Annotated in this window: 21 protein-coding genes and 2 tRNA genes; 10 read left to right on the forward strand and 13 right to left on the reverse strand. The window is 33.3% G+C overall.

Annotated features, from left to right (window positions below):
* Nucleotides 1-173 precede the first annotated feature (173 nt).
* Nucleotides 174-1,151 carry a polyprenyl synthetase family protein gene (locus LPB88_RS13890; RefSeq protein ID WP_110836668.1) on the reverse strand — a complete coding sequence of 326 codons (978 nt, stop codon included), beginning with the start codon at nucleotides 1,149-1,151 and terminating at the stop codon, nucleotides 174-176.
* 162 nt (nucleotides 1,152-1,313) lie between these two features.
* Here LPB88_RS13890 and LPB88_RS13895 point away from each other — a divergent pair, with 162 nt between their 5' ends.
* Complete coding sequence (locus LPB88_RS13895) at nucleotides 1,314-2,174, forward strand: hypothetical protein (protein WP_230716305.1); 861 nt, start codon at nucleotides 1,314-1,316, stop codon at nucleotides 2,172-2,174.
* A gap of 310 nt (nucleotides 2,175-2,484) precedes the next feature.
* On the opposite strand, the gene rlmN is transcribed toward LPB88_RS13895, so the two are convergent.
* Nucleotides 2,485-3,528 carry a 23S rRNA (adenine(2503)-C(2))-methyltransferase RlmN gene (gene rlmN, locus LPB88_RS13900; RefSeq protein ID WP_230716306.1) on the reverse strand — a complete coding sequence of 348 codons (1,044 nt, stop codon included), beginning with the start codon at nucleotides 3,526-3,528 and terminating at the stop codon, nucleotides 2,485-2,487.
* A gap of 210 nt (nucleotides 3,529-3,738) precedes the next feature.
* Between rlmN and LPB88_RS13905 the strand changes: the two genes are divergently transcribed.
* From LPB88_RS13905 to LPB88_RS13915, 3 genes are all read left to right on the forward strand, one after another.
* A complete protein-coding gene (locus LPB88_RS13905; RefSeq protein WP_230716307.1) occupies nucleotides 3,739-4,071 on the forward strand; it encodes a hypothetical protein in 333 nt (110 codons plus the stop codon).
* 114 nt (nucleotides 4,072-4,185) lie between these two features.
* Nucleotides 4,186-4,827 (forward strand): O-methyltransferase, encoded by a 642-nt coding sequence (locus tag LPB88_RS13910; protein ID WP_230716308.1) that lies wholly within the window; start codon nucleotides 4,186-4,188, stop codon nucleotides 4,825-4,827.
* Between the two features lie 260 nt (nucleotides 4,828-5,087).
* A complete protein-coding gene (locus tag LPB88_RS13915) occupies nucleotides 5,088-5,801 on the forward strand; it encodes a phytanoyl-CoA dioxygenase family protein (RefSeq protein ID WP_230716309.1) in 714 nt (237 codons plus the stop codon).
* 87 nt (nucleotides 5,802-5,888) lie between these two features.
* On the opposite strand, the gene LPB88_RS13920 is transcribed toward LPB88_RS13915, so the two are convergent.
* From LPB88_RS13920 to LPB88_RS13950, 7 genes are all read right to left on the reverse strand, one after another.
* Nucleotides 5,889-6,452: a phosphatase PAP2 family protein gene (locus LPB88_RS13920; protein ID WP_230716310.1), complete on the reverse strand. Its 564-nt coding sequence runs from the start codon at nucleotides 6,450-6,452 to the stop codon at nucleotides 5,889-5,891.
* Entirely contained in the window at nucleotides 6,452-6,799 is a 348-nt protein-coding gene (locus tag LPB88_RS13925) for a twin-arginine translocase TatA/TatE family subunit (RefSeq protein WP_230716311.1), read from the reverse strand. Before LPB88_RS13925 ends, LPB88_RS13920 begins: the two co-directional genes overlap by 1 nt.
* A 104-nt stretch (nucleotides 6,800-6,903) precedes the next feature.
* Nucleotides 6,904-9,156 (reverse strand): M1 family metallopeptidase, encoded by a 2,253-nt coding sequence (locus LPB88_RS13930; protein WP_230716312.1) that lies wholly within the window; start codon nucleotides 9,154-9,156, stop codon nucleotides 6,904-6,906.
* Nucleotides 9,157-9,222: 66 nt separating this feature from the next.
* The gene (locus LPB88_RS13935; protein WP_230716313.1) at nucleotides 9,223-9,735 is read right to left on the reverse strand and encodes a DUF6702 family protein; all 513 of its coding nucleotides are present in this window, start codon (nucleotides 9,733-9,735) and stop codon (nucleotides 9,223-9,225) included.
* On the reverse strand, nucleotides 9,719-10,477 hold the full coding sequence (locus LPB88_RS13940; protein ID WP_230716314.1) for a hypothetical protein: 759 nt from the start codon (nucleotides 10,475-10,477) through the stop codon (nucleotides 9,719-9,721). Before LPB88_RS13940 ends, LPB88_RS13935 begins: the two co-directional genes overlap by 17 nt.
* On the reverse strand, nucleotides 10,467-11,192 hold the full coding sequence (locus LPB88_RS13945; RefSeq protein ID WP_230716315.1) for a carboxypeptidase-like regulatory domain-containing protein: 726 nt from the start codon (nucleotides 11,190-11,192) through the stop codon (nucleotides 10,467-10,469). The genes LPB88_RS13940 and LPB88_RS13945 overlap by 11 nt, the downstream gene beginning before the upstream one ends.
* On the reverse strand, nucleotides 11,179-11,946 hold the full coding sequence (locus LPB88_RS13950) for a carboxypeptidase-like regulatory domain-containing protein (protein WP_230716316.1): 768 nt from the start codon (nucleotides 11,944-11,946) through the stop codon (nucleotides 11,179-11,181). The genes LPB88_RS13945 and LPB88_RS13950 overlap by 14 nt, the downstream gene beginning before the upstream one ends.
* Before the next feature lie 163 nt (nucleotides 11,947-12,109).
* On the opposite strand from LPB88_RS13950, the gene pepE reads away from it, so the two are divergent.
* On the forward strand, nucleotides 12,110-12,817 hold the full coding sequence (gene pepE / locus LPB88_RS13955) for a dipeptidase PepE (RefSeq protein WP_230716317.1): 708 nt from the start codon (nucleotides 12,110-12,112) through the stop codon (nucleotides 12,815-12,817).
* Nucleotides 12,818-12,960: 143 nt separating this feature from the next.
* On the opposite strand, the gene LPB88_RS13960 is transcribed toward pepE, so the two are convergent.
* Both LPB88_RS13960 and LPB88_RS13965 read right to left on the reverse strand, forming a co-directional pair.
* Nucleotides 12,961-13,033, reverse strand: a tRNA-Gly gene (locus tag LPB88_RS13960).
* A gap of 106 nt (nucleotides 13,034-13,139) precedes the next feature.
* Nucleotides 13,140-13,212 (reverse strand) — tRNA-Gly (locus LPB88_RS13965).
* A gap of 136 nt (nucleotides 13,213-13,348) precedes the next feature.
* Between LPB88_RS13965 and LPB88_RS13970 the strand changes: the two genes are divergently transcribed.
* Nucleotides 13,349-13,786, forward strand: coding sequence for a GNAT family N-acetyltransferase (locus LPB88_RS13970; protein WP_230716318.1), 438 nt, complete (start codon nucleotides 13,349-13,351; stop codon nucleotides 13,784-13,786).
* A gap of 1 nt (nucleotide 13,787) precedes the next feature.
* Complete coding sequence (locus tag LPB88_RS13975) at nucleotides 13,788-15,380, forward strand: murein L,D-transpeptidase (RefSeq protein WP_230716319.1); 1,593 nt, start codon at nucleotides 13,788-13,790, stop codon at nucleotides 15,378-15,380.
* Here the strand turns inward: LPB88_RS13975 and LPB88_RS13980 are convergent.
* Complete coding sequence (locus LPB88_RS13980; RefSeq protein ID WP_230716320.1) at nucleotides 15,369-16,091, reverse strand: murein L,D-transpeptidase catalytic domain family protein; 723 nt, start codon at nucleotides 16,089-16,091, stop codon at nucleotides 15,369-15,371. The two genes, LPB88_RS13975 and LPB88_RS13980, sit on opposite strands and share 12 nt — an antisense overlap.
* A 319-nt stretch (nucleotides 16,092-16,410) precedes the next feature.
* On the opposite strand from LPB88_RS13980, the gene LPB88_RS13985 reads away from it, so the two are divergent.
* The gene (locus tag LPB88_RS13985; protein ID WP_230716321.1) at nucleotides 16,411-18,840 is read left to right on the forward strand and encodes a DUF5916 domain-containing protein; all 2,430 of its coding nucleotides are present in this window, start codon (nucleotides 16,411-16,413) and stop codon (nucleotides 18,838-18,840) included.
* A gap of 140 nt (nucleotides 18,841-18,980) precedes the next feature.
* On the forward strand, nucleotides 18,981-20,498 hold the full coding sequence (gpmI, locus tag LPB88_RS13990) for a 2,3-bisphosphoglycerate-independent phosphoglycerate mutase (RefSeq protein WP_230716355.1): 1,518 nt from the start codon (nucleotides 18,981-18,983) through the stop codon (nucleotides 20,496-20,498).
* A gap of 145 nt (nucleotides 20,499-20,643) precedes the next feature.
* Here the strand turns inward: gpmI and LPB88_RS13995 are convergent, their stop codons facing one another.
* On the reverse strand, nucleotides 20,644-21,900 hold the full coding sequence (locus LPB88_RS13995; RefSeq protein ID WP_230716322.1) for a DUF445 domain-containing protein: 1,257 nt from the start codon (nucleotides 21,898-21,900) through the stop codon (nucleotides 20,644-20,646).
* 315 nt (nucleotides 21,901-22,215) lie between these two features.
* Between LPB88_RS13995 and map the strand changes: the two genes are divergently transcribed.
* Entirely contained in the window at nucleotides 22,216-23,034 is an 819-nt protein-coding gene (gene map, locus LPB88_RS14000) for a type I methionyl aminopeptidase (RefSeq protein WP_089354223.1), read from the forward strand.
* The last annotated feature ends 27 nt before the right edge of the window (nucleotides 23,035-23,061 follow it).

The following is a 23,061-nucleotide window of genomic DNA, read 5'->3' on the forward strand; positions in this document are numbered from 1 at the left end:
TTTGGTTTACTAACAGACTTCTATTAGCATAGACGAGTTAGGTTGTAAAATGGTTGCATCTGAATTAAAAAAAAACAAAAAATAAATTCCAAATTCCAAAACAAAAAACCAAAATAACTGATATACAGCCAAGTAAATCAATTATCTAATTTTCTAATTGACAAATTATCTAATTATTTTTTTCTTTCAATAACGTAGTTAACCATTAAAATAAGAGCATCTTTGAACTCAGAATCTTCAAAGTTTTGAAGTAATGAAAGTGCTTCCTGCTGGAATTCTACCATTTTATTTTCAGCGTAAGCCAAACCATTATTGTCTTTTACAAAAGCAATAACTTCTTTAACACGTTTTTTGTCTTTATTGTGGTTTTTGATGGAGTTTATCAACCACTTTTTTTCTTGCGGAGTACAAGTATTTAAAACATGAATTAAAGGCAAAGTCATTTTTTGCTCTTTAATATCAATTCCGGTTGGTTTACCGATGGCTTCTTCGCTATAATCGAATAAGTCGTCTTTGATTTGAAAAGCCATCCCGATAAGCTCCCCAAACATGCGCATATTCTCAACCTGAGCATCATCTTCAATTACAGATTTTGCACCAAGCGCACAACAAGCGGCAATAAGTGTCGCTGTTTTTTTTCGGATGATTTCGTAATAAACATCTTCGGTAATATCAAGTCTTCGGGCTTTTTCGATCTGAAGCAATTCACCTTCACTCATTTCACGAACTGCGACAGAAATGATTCGGAGTAAATCGAAATCACCATTATCGATAGAAAGCAATAATCCTTTTGAAAGTAAATAATCACCAACCAAAACGGCAATTTTATTTTTCCAAAGTGCATTGATAGAGAAAAATCCGCGGCGGCGATTACTATCATCCACCACATCATCGTGCACTAAAGTTGCGGTATGAATAAGCTCAATTACAGATGCACCACGATACGTTCGCTCGTTTACAATACCACCCGAAACCATTTTAGCGGTTAGAAAAACAAACATCGGACGCATTTGTTTTCCTTTTCTATTTACGATATAATAAGTAATACGGTTCAGTAAAGCCACCTTTGAGGTCATCGATTCATGGAACTTTTTTTCAAAAAGTTCCATCTCGTTAAAGATGGGCTGTTTTATTTGAGAAGTAATATTCATTTCGATCCCAAATATACTATTTTAAATAAAAAAACGTTGTCTATTTTAAGTTAGTATAACAATAATTTATGCATAAACTTAAAAAAACTCTACCAAGAACGTTTTTTATAAAGCCTAATTTGAATTCATTATTTAAAAGTAAAACCCCTTAACCTATTTATTATGAAAACAAAAGTTTTATTTATTGGAACATTAGTCGCTTTATCTTTTTTTGTTAGTTGTAATTCTGATGAAAAAACAAATGACGGAACTACTGCAGCAATTTCTAACAATGAAATTATTACTACTTCTAAAATTGATGCCTCAATTGAAGATGTGACTAATATTGCTGAAGATCAATTTAACGCACAACAAAATATCACTGCTAAACCCAGTGGTCCCGTAAAAAGCTATTTACCAAGTTGTGCTACTATTACAACAGTTTTAACGAACAATACCTGGACAAAAACAGTCGATTTTGGCATTGAAGGATGTACACTGAATAACGGAAATATTGTTAAAGGAAAAATGGTTATCTCATTCTCCAATGATTTCTCTTCTTCTACTCAAACTATCAGTTATACTTTTGACGGATTTTACCATAACGGCAAAAAACTTCAAGGAAGCAAAAGCATCGTTAGAACTATAAAAACAACTAATTTATTGGCAACAGAGCATCCGGTTTTGACCGCAACGATCGATATGACCATTACTTTTGATGATGGCGGTGTTTATACAAGAAAAGGCTCATTGGTAAAAGAAATGGTTGCTGGTTATGATACCTGGTTTGATTGGGAAGATGATGCTTATTTAGTAACAGGAAGCGGAACAACAACTTTTCCTAATGGAGATACTTTGTCGGCCGAAATTACAACTCCGCTTGAATTTGATTCATCATGCAGAAAATCATTTGCTGTAAAAGGGGTTGTTTCTATTACCAAAAATGGAGCTGTTGCTATTGTTGATTTTGGAGACGGAAGCTGTGACACTCTTGCCAAAGTAACAAAAGATGGGGTAACGGAAGAAATTGATTTGAAAAAATAAGAATCCTTTTTGCTCCAAAAAAAAGCATTAAGAACAAGAATCTCTCTCGTTTTTAATGCTTTTTTTATGTTACCAAATGTAACCCCTACGGGACATTTTGAGGTTTGCGTTTATTCTTTTGCTACCAACATTTAATTCCTAACGGAATATCTCGGAGAAATTATTATTGTTAAACATAATACCTATTGAACATTTTCTTTCAATATCTAATTCCTAAAAATATCTCGGAGAGATTACATCTTGGTAGAAAAACATTAATGATGATGATTTTTTGTCCCGTAGGGACTACACCTATATCACTAATATAAATTTATCCTTCTTTATTTGCTAATTGCCCACAAGCTGCATCAATATCTTTTCCGCGGCTGCGACGCACTTTTACTATAATGCCAATATTTTCTAAAGCTTTTATATAAGCCATTATAGACTCTTCTGAAGCTTGTTGAAACTCTCCGTCATCAATTGGGTTATATTCGATTAAATTAACCTTACATGGTACGTATTTACAGAATTTCACCAAAGCATCAATTGAAGCTTTATCGTCATTGATTCCTTTCCAAACTACATATTCGTACGAAATCTTATTTTTTGTTTTTCTATACCAATATTCTAATGATTCTCTCAAATCTGCCAATGGGAAGTTTTTACTAAAAGGCATGATTCGCGCACGAATTTCATCAATTGCCGAGTGCAAAGAAACCGCCAATTTGAATTTTACATCGTCATCGGCCATCTTTTTAATCATTTTCGGGATTCCTGAAGTCGAAACCATAATACGTTTTGGCGACATTCCTAAACCTTCCGGTGAAGTAATCATATCGATTGCTTTGATTACATTATTATAATTCATCAAAGGCTCGCCCATTCCCATAAAAACAATATTCGAAAGTGGGTGATTATGATATAAACGGCTTTCTTTATCAATGGCAATAACCTGATCGTAGATTTCTCCCGGCTCCAGATTACGCATTCTTTTTAAACGTGAAGTAGCACAGAAGTTACAATCTAAACTACAACCTACCTGACTCGAAACGCAAGCTGTTGTTCTGGTGTCTGTTGGTATCAAAACTGATTCTACTACTAAACCATCGTGCAAACGAACGGCATTTTTTACTGTCCCGTCACTGCTGCGCTGCATGGTATCAACCTTAATATGATTGATTACAAAATTATCTTCAAGCATAGAACGCGTTGCTTTGGCAACATTCGTCATATCATCAAAACTGTGTGCTCCTTTGCTCCATAACCATTCATAGACCTGATTTCCACGAAAAGCTTTGTCATTATTTTCGACAAAAAAATCTCGCAATTGATCTTTTGATAAGGCTCTTATGTCTTTTTTCTCAATTTGCATGGTGCAAAGTTACTAAGTATTTATGGAAACCTTTTAATTCTGAAAAAACTTTACCATTAATCTTTCAAAATTATAAATTTTGGCACAAGAATTGTCTTGCTCTCAAAAGGAAAATAATCTTACAAAGCGCGCAGTCATTTAAAAATGTGTATCTTTATTTTTCAGCTTTATAACCTTTAAATTTTTATAACCTAAAAAAGATCATTCATTATGAAAAAACAAATTTTAAGTTTAGCTGTTGTTGCTTTATTAGCATCCGCTGTTCAATCATGCGAGAAAAAAGAGCCAAAACCAGCAGAAGACGAGTTAACTCTTGGAAACAAAGTCGATTCTCTAACAACAGATATCAAAGAAGTAAAAGACAGCGCAGTAAGCAAAACAGAAAATGCTGCCGAAGATGTTAAAGATGCTACTAAAAAAGCTGCTGATGACGTAAAAGACGCTACGAAAAAAGGCGCTGAAAAAGTAGAAAATGCCGCAAAAGCTGCCAAAGACGGAACAGTAAAAACAGCCAAAGACGTTAATGACGCTTTGAAAAAATAATCTCTTCCGGATTCAAAATTGAAACCACTCGCCGTTGCGAGTGGTTTTTTTATGCAAAAAAATGAGCCAATATTTTTTTGTATTTTTGCATTCAATTTTTGAAGACACTACAAGATGCATTTTATTTCACAAGACCTAGAAGACTATATCGAACAACATTCTGAAAACGAACCGGAATTGTTAGCCAAACTCAACAAAGAAACATACCAGAAAATACTTTTACCTAGAATGTTAAGTGGACATTTTCAGGGTCGCGTTTTAAGTATGCTATCTAAATTGATTCGTCCGGTTAATATTCTTGAAATTGGAACTTATACTGGTTATGCTGCTTTGTGTTTGTGCGAAGGAATGCAGGAAAACGGACAATTGCATACTATTGACATTAAGGAAGAATTGGTCGATTTTCAACGTAAATATTTTGATGCGTCTCCTTGGGGAAAACAAATTTTTCAACATTTAGGAGAAGCCGTTGATATTATCCCAACTTTGCATGTTAAGTTCGATTTGGTTTTTATTGATGCCGATAAAGAAAACTACCTGAATTACTGGGAAATGATTGTTCCAAAAATGAATAAAGGCGGAATTATCTTGTCCGATAATGTTTTATGGAGCGGAAAAATCCTGGAACCGGTTCACCCAAATGATGTTAGCACAAAAGTGCTTTTAGAATACAATTTACTTTTAAAGAACGATCCTAGAGTTGAAACAGTTTTATTACCTATTCGCGATGGTTTGACTGTGAGCAGGGTACTTTAGAGGAAAGGTTCTGAGTTTCTGAGGTGCTAAGGTTCTAAGTTTTTTTTTCAATTTACAAAGAAACTTCAGCAACTTAAAGATTCTTTTAAAAATACTCAAGACCAATATTTCAATTGCCTCCTGCTTTAGCTGGAGGAATAAATTTAAATCATCATAAATGGCTTTAGCCGAAATCGTTGTGTATTTTGACTAAAGCCATTTTCTATACAACTTCATTTTACCTCCAGCTAAAGCAGGAGGCAATTTAAAAAATACTTATAATGAATTATAGCAATGAAATAAATTCTGAGGGTTTTGCAATTATTGATAACGTTTATTCTGAAAATGAAATCGAGAAGCTAATTTCGTTAATTGAAAATGTAACAGAGAATTCAAACGAGAATACGACTTTTAGAAAATCTCAAGATCTATTTGCTATAAGACAATTTCACAAGGAAATTCCCGATACTTTACCTTTTATTTTCAATCAAAATTTAAAAGACGTAATTGAATCAACTTTTGGAAAAGGATATTTTATTACGAAATCAATCTATTTTGATAAGCCTGAGAAATCAAATTGGTTTGTGGCTTACCATCAGGATTTGACTATTTCTGTTGATAAGAAAATAGAGATTGAGAATTTTGAAAATTGGACTGTAAAGCAAAATCAATTTGCTGTTCAACCACCAAAAGAAATTCTCGAAAATAATTTTACAATACGAATTCATATTGATAAAACAACAAAAGACAATGGCGCTTTAAAAGTCATAAACAATTCGCATTCAAAAGGAATTTTGAGAATTGAAAATCTGGGAATTGAAAATGAAAAAGAAACGATCTGCGAAGTCGAAAAAGGCGGAATCATGATTATGAAACCTTTACTATTTCATGCCTCAAACAAAACTACAAACAACGAAAGACGAAGAGTAATTCATATTGAGTTTAGCAAACAAGAACTTCCAAATGGATTACAATGGAGTGAAAAAAGTTTATAAAAATTCTGAGATACTAAGTTCCTGAGCTTTCTAATTGAAGACTTAGAAACTTAGTGCCTTAGCAACTTAGAACCTCTTTAAAAAAAACTATCCTGGAAAATAAAGCGGTTTTAGTTTTCGATATACTAAATAAAGTAAACTTCCGAAAAGTGCTCCAAAGAAATAACCTGTTAGAATATCTCCCGGATAATGCAATCCTAAGTAAATTCGGCTATAAGCGAAGATTAACGGCCATAAAAACAAGAATCCTAAGTACTTGAAATGACGTTTTAAAACTAAGAATAAAAACGTAGCAACTGCCATTGTATTAGCTGCATGCCCTGAGAAAAAACTAAATGATTTTCTAACCTGAACAACACGAATAAACGAATTGATTTCGGGATTATTACACGGACGCAGACGCTGAAAATTGTATTTAAACAAATTGGTAACCTGATCTGTAAAAGTCAACAAAACAGCTATAAACAATACAATATACAAAGTTTGTTTTCCTCCTACTTTTTTATAAATAAGATAAAAAAGAAGTAAAAAAAATGGCGTCCAATTCAATTGACTGGTAATAATAAGCCAAAGTTTATCGTATGCTTCTGAACCTAATCCGTTAAGATATATAAATAGATTTGTATCTAATTCTTTTATTTTTTCAAGCATTATATTTGGCGTTTTACAGGTCCCGAGATTGTATCTATGTCTTCTTTTACTTTATCTATTTCTGTTGCAGTATCTCCTAATAAATTAGTCGAGTCACCCATTATATTAGCTTTAGCATCGCTAATTTGGGCATTGATATTTCCAGTTATATCAGTAAGGGATTTTGTATCAAGACCATTAGCCTCGGCACCTTTCTGAATTTCGCTTTTAATATCGTTGGTTGCATTTTTCAATTGAGCCATTGCTTTCCCCATTGTACGGGCAATTTCCGGCACTTTGTCTGAACCAAAAAGCATTAGAACTATAAATAGTATGAAAACTAATTCTCCTCCTCCTATACCAAACATATCTTTAATTTTTGTGTGCCACAAAGATATTAAATTTTGTAGCTGACAGTTTTAAAATTTACTTAAAAAAAAAGACTCTGAAAAGAGTCTTTTTCCTTTTATCTTTAGTCAAATTTTGACTTTTCTTCTACTTTTGGCCAAGAATTATTGGTTACATCAATATCTGCGGTCATTAATTTTGGATCTATCTGAATGCTTTTGATTGCTTTATCAGTTGCATAAACTTTCTTAGCAGTATCATTATTCTTTCTCCAGATTTGAGCCGGATATTGATAATTTTGTTTTGAACCATCTTCATAAGTGATCTCCACAAGAATTGGCATAATCATTCCGCCTGGTTTATTAAATTCTACTTCATAGAAATATTTAGGCGATTTTAAACCTGCTTTTTCTTCTACAGTAAAAGTTTGATCTACATAATCTGATAACAATTTAAAATCAGCTACTTTCAACGGTTTTTTAGTTGAAGCATTAACCTCGGCATTATCGTTGGAAACTAAGTATACAAATGGGCCTTTATCAAATCCGAAACGTCCTTTTCTAACTTTTACATCTTTGATATCTGTAGTTGGAGTATCAGAAACATAGTATTGTTTTACCTCTTTGATTCCGATATCTACGAAATCTGTTGAGTAAAACCATCCTCTAAAAAACCAATCTAAATCTACAGCAGAAGCATCTTCCATAGTTCTAAAGAAATCCTCAGGGGTTGGGTGCTTGAACTTCCATCTGTTTGCGTATGTTTTAAAAGCATAATCAAACAATTCTCGTCCCATAACAACTTCTCTTAAAAGATTAAGTCCTGTTGCCGGTTTTCCGTAAGCGTTATTTCCAAATTGAGCAATAGTTTCAGAGTTTGACATAATTGGCTCTAAAAACTTCTGATCTCCGCTCATGTAAGGAACAATGTTTTTTGCAGGACCACGTCTTGATGGGAAATTTGGATCTAATTCCTGTTCTGCCATATATTGCATAAATGAGTTCAAACCTTCATCCATCCAAGTCCATTGACGCTCATCAGAGTTTACAATCATTGGGAAAAAGTTGTGTCCCACTTCGTGAATTACAACGCCAATCATTCCGTTTTTAACCTCTTTACTAGTCACTCCATTTTCGTCAGGACGACCATAATTCCAACAAATCATTGGATATTCCATCCCTTGATCTTCTGCAGAAACTGATACTGCTTTTGGATAAGGATAATCAAATGTGTGAGATGAATAACTTTTTAAAGTATGCGCTATAGTCATTGTCGAAGTTTCTCCCCAAAGCGGATTTGCCTCTTTTGGATAAACTGATTCTGCCATTACAATTTTATTACCCAATTTTACGGCCATTGCATCATAAATGAATTTTCTTGACGAAGCAATTCCGAAATCACGAACATTTTTAGCACTAAATTTCCAAGTTTTTTTCTTTTCAGAGAAACCTTTTTCAGTTACTTCAGCTTCAGCTTGTGTAACAATTACAACTGGTTTGTCAAATGATTTTTGAGCTTGTTCATAACGTTTTACTTGTTCTGGCGTAAAAACTTCTGCTCTGTTTGTCAATTCTCCTGTTGCATCGATTACATGATCTGCAGGAACGGTAATATTTACATCAAAATTCCCAAAAGGTAAAGCAAACTCTCCGCTTCCCCAGAACTGCATATTTTGCCATCCTTCAACATCGTTGTAAACCGCCATTCTTGGGTAGAACTGAGCAATTACATATATTTTGTTTCCGTCTTTTTCAAATAATTCATAACCTGAACGTCCATTTCCAGTTTCCTTTCTATAGTTATTGATATTATACCACCATTTTACGGAAAACGAGATTTTTTCTCCCGGTTTTAAAGGAGTTACCAGATTAATACGCATCATAGTTTCATTGATCGTATAAGACATCGCATTTCCTTTTGCATCTTTTACATATTCAATATTAAACCCACGCTCTAAATCTTTTTTCAAATATTTATTCGAAAAACCATCTAACGGTAAAACCTGGCTGATTTTTTCGCTTTCGGCTAAAGTAGATTGCGTATTTGCTTTTGCCTGATTTTGATCTAATTGAATCCATAAATACTCTAAACTATCCGGAGAATTGTTCGAATAAGTAATCGTTTCTGAACCACTTAATTTTGAATTTTTATCATCTAATTCAACATCAATCTTATAATCTGCCTGTTGTTGATAATATGCTGGTCCTGGTGCACCGGCTGCTGTACGAAACATATTAGGCGTTGCCAACAAATCATACATTTGACTGAATTTGTTAGTATCGTATTTACCTTGTTGTTTGGGTGCAACGGTGGTGGTCGTTTTTTCCTGAGCGATAAGTATTGCAGGAAAAAGCAATAATAATGAAAGTTTTTTCATAAATTTTTACTGGTAATTTTGTCAGGGTGTGAAAATAACAATTAAAATAATAATTTTATATATTATTTAATACTTTAACAATTCTTTCCTTGAAGATTCTGTAAAGAGAACACTTCTTTTAGTACCAAATGCCGTAACATGTGTAATATTCTGTTGTTCAGCATTCCAATCTACTAAAATAGTATTTGAAATCTCAATTGTCTTAAATTTCTCAATATCCTTTATTCTGGAATAACAAACCAAAACATCATCAGACTCTACTTCTTTAGATAAAAAAGTGATCGTTTTTGATTGTCCGTTTATTTTTATCGTGAAATTTTCAGAAAGGTATTTCTTTAACAAATCAACATCGGCCTGAGTTTCTTTCTCAGTACCGATGTATGTTTTTTTATGGTATTTTTTTTCGATTCCGTTATTCAAATCATCCACAAAGATTCGCGAAGTAATTTGAATCATTTTTTTTTCGGCCGCATAATTGACCTGAAAAACACCCATATAAAATTTATGGAATGCAAAAGCAGAAAGCGATAAAAACAATACTCCTAAAAGAGGATAAATAAATCTATTTTTCGGCAACATTTGCTTTTTGAAATTCTTTATTTTTATTAACCATAAAATCCATTAATTCAAACTTCTCTTCTGGTTTTAAGTGTCTTTTAGATTCCGGATCATTAGAACAATACATTAAAAACAAATCAATTTCATCGTTTTTCAATCCTAATGTTTTAGTAAAAAAGTCCGGCGAAAAATTAGCTCTGGAATATTGAATAAAAGCCATATCGTCAATAACTTCTGGTTTTACCTCATCTTTATTTTTAGTCAGAATCTTTTTTACATCTTTAAAAATTCGAACAAAATCTGTTCCGTATTTAATGGTTTGATCAGAGTACATTGCGATATTTTTTGCTGTAGATTGTTTGTCATCTTCAAACTGCATATCAACATATTTCTGAGTATCTTTATCTAGTGATTTTACTTTTAAATCTTTGCGAACAACAACTTCTTTCAATTGATTATTAGCCAAATCCAATTGAACCACAAAAAGCACATTTGAACAATCTTTTTCTGTCAGAACAACTTTTTTCGCCTGAAATGCCAGACCTGTAAACAATAAAGTATCCTTTGGTTTTGCCATAATATCAAACAACCCGCCTGAACCAATAAAAGTTCTAACGTTTGCATTAATGTTCATCACATAACCGCTTTCTATAGCCAATTTACTATTGACAACTTGCCCATGTAATGGCTTCCTTGAATTATTTTGTCCCAGCGCAATCTGGCAAAATAAGCACACAACGAGTATTCCTAGTCTATTTTTCATTTTCGAGAATTATTAAATATCTTCTTGCTAAATCTGTTATTAAAAACATACTCATTGTTTTGTTTTTAGTATTCAAAGATACGGCAAATTCAGCATCATCTACACAATATAATTGAAATCCTTTGATATCATCTACCGGAATTTTCAATCGATCTGTATAATAATTCTCTTCAAAAAGGTACTCCATTTTTCTAAATAGCATTTCCTTTTTCTCCACATTTACCTCTTTTTTAAGCATTGTGGTTCTTCCTGAAATCATGTTCAGCAACTTATCGACAGAAGTCGAAGTTGCTGTGTAAACTTTTCGTTCTGCTGGCGTATATTTTTTTTGTCCGTATGGAATTATGCCTAAATTTTCGGCTGTGATATTGGCATTTTCATTTACAACAACTTCTTTTAATTCAATTTCTTTTGCTGTCATTCTTATCAAAATCGAAGTCGCTGCCAAATCTTCTGCAGTAATTCTATGTTTGAGAGGTTCTAAATTAACGGATGAAAAAACTAAAACATCACCTTCTTTTCCAAGAATCGAAAACATTCCGTTTGAATCTGACATAGCAGAAACCTGTGAAGTATTATTAATAATATTTACACCGTCAACCGAAGTAGTTTTCTCTACAATCTGACCCATGATTTCTTTCGAAGCTGTGTTTTGTCCGAAACTAATCTGAACCACTATTAGAAGAAAAACTAGTATACTGTTATTTATTTTCACTCGCTATTATTTCTTTGTATTTTACAGCTAATTCTGCTAATAAAAACTCTGTCGAAGTTTTATTTTTTGAATTTAAGATTGCCGTAAATTTATCATTATCGACTGCATAATATTCAAATCCTTTTACGTACTCAAGCGGAATTTGCAGTCTATTTACAAAATGATCCATACTAAACATACGCTCTAAAAGTTTCATAAAAACCTCCTTTTTCTCCACTATAACCTCTTTTTTTAGCATTGCAGTACGACCTGATAAAAAATTAAACATAGGATCTGCAGAAATAGAACCTCCAGCCATTGTTCCGGCATTAGCCTCAGGATTCAAAGCGGTAGCCGTATGCAATTTCCTTTCAGCCTCTGTATATCTTTTTTGTCCCTGAGGAATAATCCCCAAAGATGTCGCATTAATTCCGTTATAATTTCGAACCACAACTTCCTGCAATTGATGCATTACCATATTCAGTTTTACAGTAAAATGAAGATCTGAAAAATTTTCAGCAGTAATCAACACTCTGTTTTCTTTGAACTGAATAGACGAAAAGACCAATGTATCACCTTCTTTGGCTGCAATAGAAAAAGCGCCCGTCTCATCTGTAGTTGTCATAACTTCAGTTTGAGCATTAATAACATAAACACCTTCTAAATCAGATGTGTTTGCCGTTATTTTTCCGTTAATAACACTACGATCCTGGCTCTGGGACCAACTAGTCTGCCCCAAAACAATCATCAAAATACATGCAACCTTATTGATCAAAATGCTGAAAAATTAGAATTATTCTTAAAGGTGTAAAAATATCTTAATGTATTCCAAATTTAGTATTAAGGAGTTGGTAAAAATATGTTAATTAAACCCCATTTATCTCCTGCGAAAAAAGAGTTTTAATATCTTTAACAGAAACAATCTGAGTTAAAATTTTATGAAAAGCATCATCATTGCCAGCACCTCTACTCTACACGGAGGCAGCTATTTAGAGTACATACTACCTACATTAGAGTCACATTTTAAAAATTGTAAAAATATCTTATTCATTCCTTTTGCGCGTCCCGGCGGAATTTCGCATGACGAGTACACTGAAAAAGTAGCTCAGGCTTTTGCTTCTATTAACATTTCTATAAAAGGGATTCATGAATTTGCAGATGCCGAAAATGCCATAAAAAGTGCGGAAGGAATCTTTACCGGAGGAGGAAACACTTTTTTACTCGTTACTCAATTGTACAAAAACAATATCATGCAGGTTCTTGCAGAAACAGTAAAAAGCGGAACTCCGTATTTAGGAACCAGTGCAGGAAGCAATATCTGCGGTTTATCAATGCAAACCACAAATGATATGCCTATAATCTATCCCCCAAGTTTTCAGACTTTAGGATTAATTCCTTTCAATTTAAATCCGCATTATTTAGATCCCGATGATCAGTCACAACACATGGGCGAAACACGCGAAACAAGAATTAAAGAATTTCATGCCTTTAATTCGATCCCTGTTTTAGGATTAAGAGAAGGAAGCTGGCTTGAAGTTAAAGGAGACCAAATAACTTTGAAAGGAAACTTAAAAGCACGTTTATTCAAACAAAATAGCGACCCTGAGGAATTAGAAACCGAAAGCGATTTGAGTAACTTAAAATAAAATTCCAAATATTTTTAAATTCCAAATTTCAAGTTTAAAACGATTAATGCAAAAGAATTGGAATTTGGAATTTAAAAATATTAGAATTTACAAACCTACTCTAAAGCAAAAATCCCCAAACAAATTGTTTGAGGATTTTGAAGAGCGAAAGACGAGGCTCGAACTCGCGACAACCAGCTTGGAAGGCTGGAGCTCTACCAACTGAGCTACTTTCGCATTAATAGGGTGCAAATATAATAATTAAATCTTTTAAAAAAAATAAAAATCAAAAATTATTTTATTTTGATAAAAAAACCGAAACATTTAAATTCCGGTTTTTTAGAGCGAAAGACGAGGCTCGAACTCGCGACAACCAGCTTGGAAGGCTGGAGCTCTACCAACTGAGCTACTTTCGCATTACTGTGGTGCAAATATAAAAAATAAATCAAGCTAAAAACAAGCTTTTTCGCAAAAAAAATCAATAAAAAACAACAATTATTTATAACTAATTTAAAACTAAAAAGTTATATATTTATTTATTTTACACAAATCATGAATATTATTAAAGAAATACCCTCAAAAGAAACTTATATCGTTCGTCAACCTGTTCTAAGAAAAGGAAAACCTATCGAAAGTTGCGTCTTTGAAGGTGATGATCTCGAAACGACACATCACTTTGGTTTATTTGAAAATAAAAATTTAACAGGAATTATTTCACTATTCAATAAAATCAACCCTATCTTTACCGAAAAAAATCAAGCTCAGATTCGAGGAATGGCCGTTTTAGAAAACCATCAGAAAAAAGGAATTGGAGAAGCTTTAGTAAAACATTGCGAAAAATATTGCAATGATAGCAATGTCGATTTAATCTGGTTCAATGCAAGAACGGCTGCTGTTGGTTTTTATAAAAAAATGAACTACGAAACTCTGGGAGAAGCATTTGACATTAAAGATGTTGGTGAACATTATTTAATGTTTAAAAAATTATGACATGAGAAAACTTTACCTTTTTTTAGTAATATGCTTATTTATTAGTTGTAAAAAAGATACACCTAAACCCGCCCCTATTGTCAAAAAAAAGGTACCCTTAATTATACTTACTGACGAAAGAAAAGTACAAATAGATACTGCAACAATAAATGTTTTTAAGAGCGAAACCTTAAAACAATTCTATAACGCTTCTGAAAACCAAACAGTTTGGGGAAATCTTAAAAAAAGAACATACGTTTTATCACAATTAGAAAAAGCAGATTTACTTGGCTTAAATCCTGAAGACTACAAAGCTTCTAAACTCAAAAAATTTGAAAGCAGAATTAGTACACTAAATGATGCTGATTTGGCAACTTATGATATTCTGTTAACATATAACTTTGAAAAATACCTGAATCACCTTTATAAAGGAAAACTAGATCCAAAGACATTATATACAGACTGGGATCTGGAAGAAAAGACATTTGATGTAAACAATGTTCTGATAAAAGCATTTAACAAAAATAAACTGGACAGTATTGTTGACAATATTCAGCCAAAATCTCATACATACAAACAACTTTTAAAAGCACTTGAAATTATCGATACGTTTCCGGATGACGATATCGGAACAATTACTCTTGATTCTCTGACAAAAAAAATAACTTTAAATGACACTAACAGTAATTTAATCAATATCAAAAAAAGACTATTGTTTTGGGGAGATATGTCCGGAAAAGATACTTTGAGTAAAATTTACAACAGAAAGACTTTCGAATCAATCAAAAAGTTCCAGGAAAGACACGGTTTAGCACCCGATGGGGTTATTGGCACAGGAACTATAAGTGCTTTAAACTATTCGAAAGACCAAAGAAAACAACAAATTATTGCTAATTTAGAGCGTTGGAGATGGTACACTACAAATTTAGCCGATAATTATTTTATCATCAATATCCCGAATTACAGCTTAAATGTTGTCGAAGATAAAGACACCACTTTAGTTCGAAATATTGTAGTGGGAACCATTAAAAGAAAAACTCCGATTATCACCTCAACTCTAAAAACAATTGTTTTTAACCCAACATGGACTGTTCCGCCAACGATATTAAAAGAAGATGTAGTTCCGGCAATGAAGCTCAACAGAAATTATCTGGCAAACAAAAACATAACTATATATGATACTACAGGAAAAGTTGTAGATCCAAATGCATGGAACGAAAACAAACCCAACAGTTATCGTTATGTGCAAAGTCCGGGATATAATAATTCGTTGGGATTAATGAAGATTTTATTTCCAAACCATCATAGCGTTTACCTGCATGATACTAATCACAGAAATTACTTTGGAAGAAGTAATCGTTCACTAAGTTCAGGCTGCGTTCGTATTGAAAATCCTCTGGAATTGGCCGAACATATTTTAGATGATCCCGAAAAATGGTCAAGAGAAAAGATTGATACTCTTATTGTGACCGAAAAAACAACCAGCGTAAAAATAATTAAAAAATACGCTTTGTATCAATGGTACTGGACCGCTTGGAGCGAAAAAAATCAGCTCATTTTCAGAGCTGATATTTATAATTTAGATCTTGATTTGTACGCTAAATTAAGAAATTAGCTTTTCTTCCATCGCAAAACTTCTTGACGGATGATAAATATACAAACACGATTTATCTTTGATAGTTTCTATTATTTCATCCGTTAATTCCATAGGAATCGCAGGACAACCTTGGCTTCTGCCTAATCTTTTATTACCTCTTATGAAGGATTCTGAAACATAATCGGCGCCATGCATAACTACTCCTCTTTCGCGGGCGTTATCATTTACTCCGTTTTCAAGACCATCTAAACGAAGAGAATCTCCATGTTTTCCTCTATAGATTTCACCTGTTGCATAAAAGCCTAAACTACTTTTATAAGAGGAGTTTGAGTTTGAAAATGCAGATGCAAATTCTTCTCCGGTATTTCGTCCATGAGCAACTAAGGAATTGAATAAAATAGTATTTGTTGTCAAATCAATCACCCAAAGGCGTTTTGAATTTGATGACAAACTAAAATCAATCAATGTCAAAATATTTTTTTGAATAATTCCTCTTTCTTTTAATAAATAAAACCCTTTTAAAGCTTCAGAAAAAGTTTTAAGTTCAGGTAAATTAAAGTTATTGGAATTCAAAGTATTGTAAACACTTTCAATTTTTGCATCAACAGTAAGTTTCTCAACTTTGGCGAAACTTTTTGTTACAGTCTTTTTAATTTCGGGTGTGCTTTTTGAATCTTTACCAAAAGACAATAGCAAAAACACAAGCAACGGATAAATCTTATAAATCATTGAATTTCTTTAGGTTAAACAATAGGATTTGGGTTTGGCAAAAGTATAAAAAAAATGCACTTATCAAAATATATCCCTGTAAATCAGGGGTCTTTTGGTTAAACTTTAACAAAACCAAAGTAAAAAATTAGCATTTGGAGCAAAAATCATTTTTATTTGTAAGAGTTTTACTTATCATAAAAATCTTAGCATTTTGAGCCACTTTCTTAAAGAAAACTTAACCAAATAGCATTTTTTATAATTAAAACTGTAACATTCCGGAAAAATTGTTGTCTATTAACATAACAGACATTACAGACGCGTTTATTTTAAATATTTCATGAAAAAAGCACTTTTTTTAATTCTTCTTTTATCAACTTTCTCAGGCTATTGTCAGAAAAAAGTTTTGCAAACCCAATCGACTTCGCAAAGCATTACTATTGATGGAAAACTGGATGAATCGGCATGGAAAAATGCTTCGATAGCAACAGATTTTGTAATGTATGATCCTGACAATGGAAAACCGATTCCGGAGAACAGAAAAACAGATATTAAAGTTTTATATAATAATGACGCCATTTATATTGGCGCAATGCTTTATGATGACGAGCCTACCAAGATTCTAAAAGAAATTTCGCAGCGCGACAACTTTGGAACTGCCGATCTCTTTGGCGTTTTTATTAATGGCTTTAATGACGGTCAACAAAATTTTGAGTTTTTTGTTTCTGCTGCCGACGTACAAGGTGATTGTATCATGACAGATGCCAACGGCGAGGATTATTCCTGGGATGCCGTTTGGATTAGCAAAGCAAAAATAACGGATAAGGGCTGGGTAGTCGAAATTAAAATTCCGTATGCTGCCTTGCGTTTCTCAGGGGAAAACAAACAAACCTGGGGTATAAATTTTTTCAGAGATATAAAACGAGAGCGTAAAAAATATACCTGGAATTTGATTAATACCAAAATTGGAACATTTACACAACAAAATGGTGATTTGACAGGAATCGAAAATATCAAACCTCCTACCCGATTGTTTTTTCTGCCTTATGCTTCTTATTATTTGAATGCTGCTGATGGACAAAAAACTTATGGCACAATAAAAGGCGGTATGGATATTAAATACGGAATTAGTGATGCTTTTACGCTAGATGCTATTTTAGTTCCTGATTTTGGACAGGCAAAATACGACGATCAAATTTTAAATCTTGGTCCGTTTGAGCAGCAATTCAATGAAAATAGGGCCTTTTTTACCGAAGGAACTGACTTGTTTAATAAAGGTAATATATTTTACTCGAGACGTATTGGCGGAAAACCATCTATTGATCCTGAGTTACATGATAATGAAGAAATCATTGACAATGTTCAGAACGTTAATCTAATCAATGCTTTGAAAGTTTCAGGACGAACAAAAAACGGATTAGGAATTGGAGTTCTAAACGCTGTTACTGAAAAAACTTATGCTACTATAAAAGATACGATAACGGGAGAAACAAGACGCATAATTGTAGAACCTTTAACAAATTATAATGTACTGGTTCTGGATCAACGCTTTAGAAAAAATTCTTCGATAACGTTTATTAATACAAATGTTAGCAGAAACGGTCATTACAGAGATGCAAACCTAACCGGATTAGTTTGGGATTTGAACACAAAAGCAAATACCTATAACTTATCAGGTAATATCAAATACAGCTTTATTAATGCTGCTGAAGATAAAAACGGGCTTTTTTCAACTATCAGTTTTGCCGAGACCAGCGAAAAATACCGCTATAGCGTAGGTTCTGATTTTGTAACCAAAGATTTTGATCCGAATGATTTGGGAATTAACTTTTATACTAATTACTATAACTTTTATGGCAATGCTAATTATAGAATTCTAAACCCTACAAAACTCTTCAATAAATTTAAAGTTGACTACGATATGTATGTCGAGTTCAATAAAGAATCAGGAAAAGTACAAGACAATAAAATAAGTTCTGAAGTAAATGTTACATCAGTAAATAATAATTATTACGGCTTTGGAGTTACTCTTTTTCCGCTGGAATCTAATGATTATTACGAACCCAGAGCAGAAAACAGGTATGTTATTATTCCCAGAAGAATTGAAGCATGGGCAAGTGTGTCCACCAATTACAACAAGAAATTTGCTATTGACTTAAACCCATCTATTGCCATTGCCGATGAATCCGGACGAATTGCTTACGGGGCTGATATTGGTCCGAGATATAGATTTAACGACAAACTGTTACTAACTTATACTTTTAGTTTTTTAAGACGAAACAACAATAAAGGGTATATTGATCGTTATGACGATGATAACATCGAAAACACTCCCGAAACTATTGTTTTTGCGAATAGAAATGTAATTACATACGCAAATACGCTAGGCGGAAAATATGCTATAAACAGTGCCATGACAATCAATCTGGCGGTTCGTCAATATTGGTCATCGGCTGAAAACAAGGATATTTTAGAACTTGAACCAGACGGAACTCTGGCTCCTTATCCACAATATACCGAAAATAAAAACTCAAGCTTTTATTCCTGGAATACTGATTTATCGTATTCCTGGTGGTTTGCGCCCGGAAGCCAACTTTCAGTTTTATACCGTAATAATGCTTCAAATTTTGAACGCATTATCAACAAGAATTACAAACATAATGTTACAGATTTATTGAACAACGATGCTTTAAAACACATTCTTTCAGTAAGTGTTAAATATTTTATAGACTATAATGCTGTCAAAAATAAGATTAGAAACAGAGCCTAGCGTGAATTAATTTTAATATTTTTAGTGTTCTACGACTAAATTAATATTTTTTAATACGCTTCATTTTATTAACCGTAAATTGTAGTAATGCTTTCGTTCACATTTTATAAATGGTTTATCTTTGTAAAAAACTAAAAATGATGAATAAAAAAGTAATTCTAATGATTTTAGACGGTTGGGGAAAATCTCCTGACCCTAAAGTATCTGCAATAGACAATGCAAATGTTCCTTTTATAAACAGCCTGTATAAAAATTACCCAAACGCACAACTTCGAACTGACGGATTAAATGTTGGCTTACCTGAAGGTCAAATGGGAAACAGTGAAGTTGGTCACATGAATCTTGGTGCCGGAAGAATTGTATATCAGGATTTAGCCAAAATAAACTTAGCCGTAGCACACAAGACACTTGCAAAAGAACAAGTACTTGTTGATGCTTTTACATACGCTAAAGAAAACAATAAAAAAGTACACTTTTTAGGATTAGTTTCTGATGGAGGTGTTCACTCTCATACTTCTCATTTACGTGGATTAATCGACGCATCGCAAGAATATGGTTTAGATAAAGTTTTTGTTCACGCATTTACAGACGGTCGTGATGTTGACCCGAAATCCGGAGCAAAATACATTCAGGATTTAGAAGATCATATTAAAGATACACCGGTAAAAATCGCTTCAATCATTGGTCGTTACTATGCAATGGATCGTGACAAACGTTGGGAGCGTGTAAAACTAGCTTACGATTTAGTAGTAAACGCTATTGGAACTCCATCTAAAAATGCCGTTGCGAGTGTTCTTGACAGTTATGCACACGATGTTACAGATGAGTTTATTGCTCCAATTTTAATGGTTGATGCAAATGACAAACCACTGGCAACTATAGAAGAAGATGATGTTGTAATTTTCTTCAACTTTAGAACTGACAGAGGCCGTGAACTTACAGAAGCGCTTTCGCAACAAGATTTCCACGAGCAAAACATGCACAAATTGAACTTGTATTATGTAACGCTTACAAATTACGACGAAACATACCAAAACGTAAAAGTTGTTTACAACAAAGATAATATTACCGAAACTCTTGGTGAGGTTTTAGAAAAAGCGGGTAAAAAACAAATTCGTATTGCTGAAACAGAGAAATATCCGCACGTGACATTTTTCTTTTCTGGCGGAAGAGAAACTCCTTTTGAAGGTGAGTCTCGTATTTTGAGAAATTCTCCAAAAGTGGCAACTTACGATTTACAACCGGAAATGAGCGCATTTGAACTTACATCTGCACTTGTTCCTGAATTGAACAAAGGTGAAGTTGATTTCGTTTGCTTAAACTTTGCTAACGGAGACATGGTTGGTCATACGGGAATCATGAGTGCTGCAATTAAGGCTTGTGAAGCTGTTGATGCTTGTGTAAAAGAAGTTATCGAAGCGGCTCTTGCCAATGATTATACTACAATCGTAATTGCCGATCATGGAAATTGCGAAACAATGATTAATCCTGACGGAAGCCCAAATACAGCACACACAACAAACCCAGTGCCGATTATTCTGGTTGATAAAGAATTAAAAAATATCCAAAATGGTGTTCTAGGTGACATTGCTCCTACTATTTTAGAATTAATGGGAGTTCAGCAACCTAACGCAATGACTTGTCACTCGTTATTGTAGAAATCCATTTTATTATATAAGAAAAGAGACATGTTTTAATAATTTGTCTCTTTTTTGTTTTTAAACACAAATCCACGTTAAGTTTTCTTGTCAATTTCGACGAAGGAGAAATGACAAAATTGGGTGTATTTCTTCTGAATAAGTACTACATCACAAAATAATGGTAAGTCCATTCAACACAATAGATCAAGATTCCGATAAGTCCACCAACCAAAGTTCCGTTGATTCTGATGTATTGCAGGTCTTTTCCAATTTCTAATTCTAGTTTTTCAGAAACCTCTTTTCCATCCCAACTTTTTACGGTTGACGAAATCAAATCTCCAATCACTTTTTTATTGTTTAAAAGAATAGAAAGTAAATCGTTTTTGATAAAATTATTGATCTTGTCAATCATTACAGGATCTTCTTTTATTCCGCTTCCAAAACCTTGAATCAGACTGGAAATATTTTTCTTAATTGAAGAATCTTCCCCTTTTTCCAAATCATTGGTAATTGACAATTTTATCTCGTCCCAAATTCCATTGATGTAATCCTGAACTTCTTTTTTTCCGGCAAAGCCAAGAATCATCGTATTGATTTTTATCCTCATTTCTTCTGAGTTTTTCACTTTATCCAGAAAATCATAAACATATTCGTCAATCTTAATTCTAATAGCGCTTCCCGGTTGTTTGGCTTCATTTAGAAAATCTGCCAATCCATTAAAAACGCCTTCTGTAATGCTTTTATCGGCTAAGCCAAAACTCAAAAATGGTGTTGATTCTTTTACTTTCCTTCTGATCAAATCTTTGTTATTAGTGAGTTCCGTGCTCATCACGTTCAAAACATTGGTGAGCAATTCGTCTTTTACGTTTCCTTTCTGCAAAGGTTCTAAAGCCAGCGCAACCCATTCTCCAAAGTTAATTGCTTCCAGTTTTTCTTTGAATTGAGTTTGAATAAAGTGTTTTATATCTTCATCTTTTAATGTTTTCAAAACTCCCGGAATGACATTTACAGCCACCAAATTGGCAATTTTATTGGCGTTTTCGTCATGCGAAAGCCATTCAGAAGCTTTTGTAGCAAAGTTGAATTCTTCTATTTTAATTTCCAATTTTTCACGATTCAGAAATTCTTCTGAAACAAAATTTCCCAGATTTTCACCAATCTCATTTTTCTTAGTCGGAATAATGGCAGTGTGCCAAATCGGGATTCCTAACGGATGACGAAACAAGGCTACAACCGCAAACCAATCTGCGATTCCACCCACCATTGCCGCTTCGCTAAAAGCCTGCAACATTGGAATTTTGAAATAAATAGCAATAATAAATAAAAGTACCGCAACACCTAAAAGTGCCAACGCATTTCCTTTCATTTTATTTAAAGCTTTTTTCTTGGATATATTTTCTTGATCTATAGACGTTTCCATAATTACAGTAGTTTTAAGTATCACTAATTTACGGCTTTTCTGTCAAATACTAAGTCTAAGAGATTTTGAGTTGAATTTAAAAAATTAAGGTTTGCCACGAATTTCACTAATTTTCACGAATAAATTTTGACGCAAAATCATTGTTTTTAAAATCTGCACACAAACTAATTAGTGAAAATTCGTGAAATTCGTAGCAAAAATTTAGACTATTCCATTTATGTTAATTCATAAAATTCGTGGCGAAAATTTTTAAATTCATCAACCTAAAAAAATAATATTAAAATCGTACTTTTGCGAACTGAAAATCTGAAAAATATGATTATCCAAAAAAGTAGAGAGGAAATTGAATTAATGCGCGAAAGTGCTTTAATCGTATCGAAAACATTAGGAATGATTGCTTCTGAAATTAAAGAAGGAGTTACCACATTATATCTTGACAAATTAGCTGAGGAATTTATCCGTGATCACGGTGCGGTTCCTAGTTTCTTGGGATTATATGATTTTCCGAATTCACTTTGTATGAGTCCAAACTCTCAGGTTGTACACGGAATCCCGAATAATACGCCATTGAAAAGCGGTGATGTTATTTCGGTAGATTGTGGTGCATTCAAAAATGGATATCATGGTGATCATGCTTATAGTTTTGAAATTGGAGAAGTTGCTCCTGAGGTAAAAAAACTTCTGCAAGTAACTAAAGAATCTCTTTATGTAGGAATTAGAGAATTTAAAGCTGGAAATCGCGTTGAAGATGTTGGAAATGCGATTCAAAAATATACTGAATCTCACGGTTACGGAGTTGTTCGCGAATTGGTTGGTCACGGTTTAGGGCAAAAAATGCACGAAGAACCAGAAATGCCAAACTACGGAAAACGTGGTCGCGGAAAACTTTTTGTTGAAGGAATGGTTGTTGCAATTGAGCCAATGATTAACATGGGAACAAGAAACATCAAACAACATAAAGACGGCTGGACAATTACAACTGCTGACGGAAAAGCAAGTGCACATTTCGAACACGACGTGGCACTAATAGACGGAAAACCAGAATTATTATCGACTTTCCAATACATCTATAAAGCCTTAGGAATCGTAAGCAACGAAGAAGACGAATTCAGAAAAGTGCCGTTAGTTCTATAATTAAAATTCAACCCCGAATAAAACCCT

This window comes from Flavobacterium sp. JAS, from assembly GCF_020991455.1.
In the GTDB taxonomy this organism is placed as follows: domain Bacteria; phylum Bacteroidota; class Bacteroidia; order Flavobacteriales; family Flavobacteriaceae; genus Flavobacterium.

Excerpts from the sequence above, each read along its gene's own strand:
- LPB88_RS13890 (WP_110836668.1), bottom strand. The coding sequence starts at position 1,151 with ATGAATATTACTTCTCAAATAAAACAGCCCATCTTTAACGAGATGGAA.
- LPB88_RS13895 (WP_230716305.1), top strand. The coding sequence starts at position 1,314 with ATGAAAACAAAAGTTTTATTTATTGGAACATTAGTCGCTTTATCTTTT.
- rlmN (WP_230716306.1), bottom strand. The coding sequence starts at position 3,528 with ATGCAAATTGAGAAAAAAGACATAAGAGCCTTATCAAAAGATCAATTG.
- LPB88_RS13905 (WP_230716307.1), top strand. The coding sequence starts at position 3,739 with ATGAAAAAACAAATTTTAAGTTTAGCTGTTGTTGCTTTATTAGCATCC.
- LPB88_RS13910 (WP_230716308.1), top strand. The coding sequence starts at position 4,186 with ATGCATTTTATTTCACAAGACCTAGAAGACTATATCGAACAACATTCT.
- LPB88_RS13915 (WP_230716309.1), top strand. The coding sequence starts at position 5,088 with ATGAATTATAGCAATGAAATAAATTCTGAGGGTTTTGCAATTATTGAT.
- LPB88_RS13920 (WP_230716310.1), bottom strand. The coding sequence starts at position 6,452 with ATGCTTGAAAAAATAAAAGAATTAGATACAAATCTATTTATATATCTT.
- LPB88_RS13925 (WP_230716311.1), bottom strand. The coding sequence starts at position 6,799 with ATGTTTGGTATAGGAGGAGGAGAATTAGTTTTCATACTATTTATAGTT.
- LPB88_RS13930 (WP_230716312.1), bottom strand. The coding sequence starts at position 9,156 with ATGAAAAAACTTTCATTATTATTGCTTTTTCCTGCAATACTTATCGCT.
- LPB88_RS13935 (WP_230716313.1), bottom strand. The coding sequence starts at position 9,735 with ATGTTGCCGAAAAATAGATTTATTTATCCTCTTTTAGGAGTATTGTTT.
- LPB88_RS13940 (WP_230716314.1), bottom strand. The coding sequence starts at position 10,477 with ATGAAAAATAGACTAGGAATACTCGTTGTGTGCTTATTTTGCCAGATT.
- pepE (WP_230716317.1), top strand. The coding sequence starts at position 12,110 with ATGAAAAGCATCATCATTGCCAGCACCTCTACTCTACACGGAGGCAGC.
- LPB88_RS13970 (WP_230716318.1), top strand. The coding sequence starts at position 13,349 with ATGAATATTATTAAAGAAATACCCTCAAAAGAAACTTATATCGTTCGT.
- LPB88_RS13975 (WP_230716319.1), top strand. The coding sequence starts at position 13,788 with ATGAGAAAACTTTACCTTTTTTTAGTAATATGCTTATTTATTAGTTGT.
- LPB88_RS13980 (WP_230716320.1), bottom strand. The coding sequence starts at position 16,091 with ATGATTTATAAGATTTATCCGTTGCTTGTGTTTTTGCTATTGTCTTTT.
- LPB88_RS13985 (WP_230716321.1), top strand. The coding sequence starts at position 16,411 with ATGAAAAAAGCACTTTTTTTAATTCTTCTTTTATCAACTTTCTCAGGC.
- gpmI (WP_230716355.1), top strand. The coding sequence starts at position 18,981 with ATGAATAAAAAAGTAATTCTAATGATTTTAGACGGTTGGGGAAAATCT.
- LPB88_RS13995 (WP_230716322.1), bottom strand. The coding sequence starts at position 21,900 with ATGGAAACGTCTATAGATCAAGAAAATATATCCAAGAAAAAAGCTTTA.
- map (WP_089354223.1), top strand. The coding sequence starts at position 22,216 with ATGATTATCCAAAAAAGTAGAGAGGAAATTGAATTAATGCGCGAAAGT.